At 41.3% G+C, this 2,005-nt stretch carries 3 protein-coding genes; 2 read left to right on the top strand and 1 reads right to left on the bottom strand.

Features of this window, described 5'->3' with window-relative positions:
• A partial coding sequence (locus tag B7Y67_RS16260; RefSeq protein ID WP_293599525.1) for an arsenate reductase ArsC occupies nt 1-438 on the top strand: 438 nt, incomplete at its 5' end.
• Nucleotides 439-549: 111 nt separating this feature from the next.
• Entirely contained in the window at nt 550-1,596 is a 1,047-nt protein-coding gene (locus B7Y67_RS16255) for an alpha/beta fold hydrolase (protein WP_293599524.1), read from the top strand.
• 26 nt (nt 1,597-1,622) lie between these two features.
• On the opposite strand, the gene B7Y67_RS16250 is transcribed toward B7Y67_RS16255, so the two are convergent.
• Nucleotides 1,623-2,005: hypothetical protein (locus B7Y67_RS16250; protein WP_293599523.1), on the bottom strand; the 383-nt coding region annotated here is incomplete at its 5' end.

The raw sequence follows: 2,005 nt of genomic DNA, 5'->3' as shown, positions 1-2,005 counted from the left end.
TTAGCAAGCACCCTGAGCCATGGACGTTTTACGGGTTACTCTGCTGGTGCGAACCCTTCGGGATTAGTTCATCCTTACGCCATCGAAATGGCTAAAGCGATGGGGTATCCCACCCAACTCTTGAGGAGTAAAAGCTGGGATGAGTTTGGTAGAGAGGGTGCCCCAAAGATGGATTTCATTATTACCTTATGCGACACGGCGATGGGTGAGGATTGCCCATATTGGCCTGGGCACCCATCCACTGCTCACTGGGGATTTCCGGACCCAGCCTCCATTGAAGCAAGCGATGTTAAGGCAATGCTGTTCGCTTTTAAACAGATCGAGATTGGTCTACGGAACCGAATTGAGTTGTTGATGGATCTCCCCATTGAGACGCTCGATAGATTGGAGATTAAGGAGCAACTTCATAATATTCACTATAGAAGCAAGTTTCTATAGGGGTAGGGCTAGCTTCCCAGAATTACTGCAATAATAAATCCAGCACTTCTTGACATGAATGATGCTCTTTAACTTATAAATTCTGTCATAAATATCCTATACGGTATGAGTATGGAATATAAGAAGAAGCGACTCATACTAAAGCTACATCGATTTATAAAAAGAATCATCCCTCATTTTCTACTCGAATTTAAGATAGGTTCATCTAATTCTACGCAGCCAATTGGGTGCTCGGGACTAGATGACTCACCTATTGCTGGCGAGTGTGAAGCGCAGCAAATCACTGTTGATTTACCAGTACAAAGCAAAGAGGATTTAACCCCGCTTGAGGTAAACCCCTTAGATGGTGGGACAAAATCTACTGCGCCAGAGACTCGATATTTTTATATTGTTGATGGAGATCATTCGCGAAGAATTGCATACACCGTATCTGGTGATATGCATGGATCACATGTTCTATTGTGCCTGCCTGGACTACTTGAAACTAAAGCTGCTTTTCAGATTCTGCACGCCTATTTCTTAAAGTTTTCTGGATGCAAGGTAATTAGCATAGACTTGCCAGGAAGGGGTGAATCTGACCGCATCAGTAAATTTGAGTTCTATAAGATGTCACTCTATTTGTCTGATATTAGAAGGTTTGTAGAGGCAATTATTGTGAATGACATCGGGAAGCCCCCAAAAATTACCGTTCTTGGAACGAGTATGGGCGGGGTTTTAGCAATGTATTTGACCCAACTATTTCCAAAGAATATTACTGAAATTGTTCTTAATGATATTGCTTTAACTGTAAATTGGACCTCTCTTTATGCTTTATATAAATCCATGAAGCATGAACTGGGTTACCGTGAAACAAGACAACTTGCTCAAGAGTTACAGGTCGATATAAAAACAATTTCGGATGTTCAGTTACCAGGCCATTTTGATTTATCTTATCGAGCTGATATCTGGGGCATGAACTTTCATGAGGCTCTTGAGGGGTATAAAGGGAAAGTTGCTCTCATCTATGGGGCAGATTCTGAGATCTGTACGCAAAGGCGAGTAGATGATGCCATGAAAGTAATTCCCAGCTTGAGTACCTTAAAAGTAAATGGTGCAGGTCATCCTGCACCATTTAATCTCATCGTTTGTGAATTTATTCAGTCTGAAATGGGGGTATAGATGGAGGCTGTGGCAAATCAAATTGATCACTTGTATGAAGAATAGGGGTCTTTAAGTTCCTTAACTTCAATCTGGCCAAATATGAAAGACTCTGAACTAATCAGTTTCCATTCTAGATCTTGGTAAGCATCCTGATAGGTGCCAGAAAATTTTCTTGAAATGCCATAAAAAATGTCCGTGAGCTCTTGCTCCGTCTCTTCAGGCACTGTTTCTGAGAAATATATGACTTTCTCCGCATTGTAGGTATTGCTAATGCTTGCCCCTTTGATATCGGCTATACAAATTCCAATCTCTGGTCGATAGCTCGTCAGAAAGGTGGGCTTATATTTGGTTAATAGCGAGCCTAGCTTCCACACTAACCCACACTTAATTTCCATATTATCTTTTTGAAAAATTTCTCTTTCAACGA

Source organism: Polynucleobacter sp. 35-46-11, assembly GCF_002281105.1.
The sequence above is the reverse complement of the archived record's forward strand: the minus strand, read 5'-3'. Positions and strand labels throughout refer to the sequence as shown.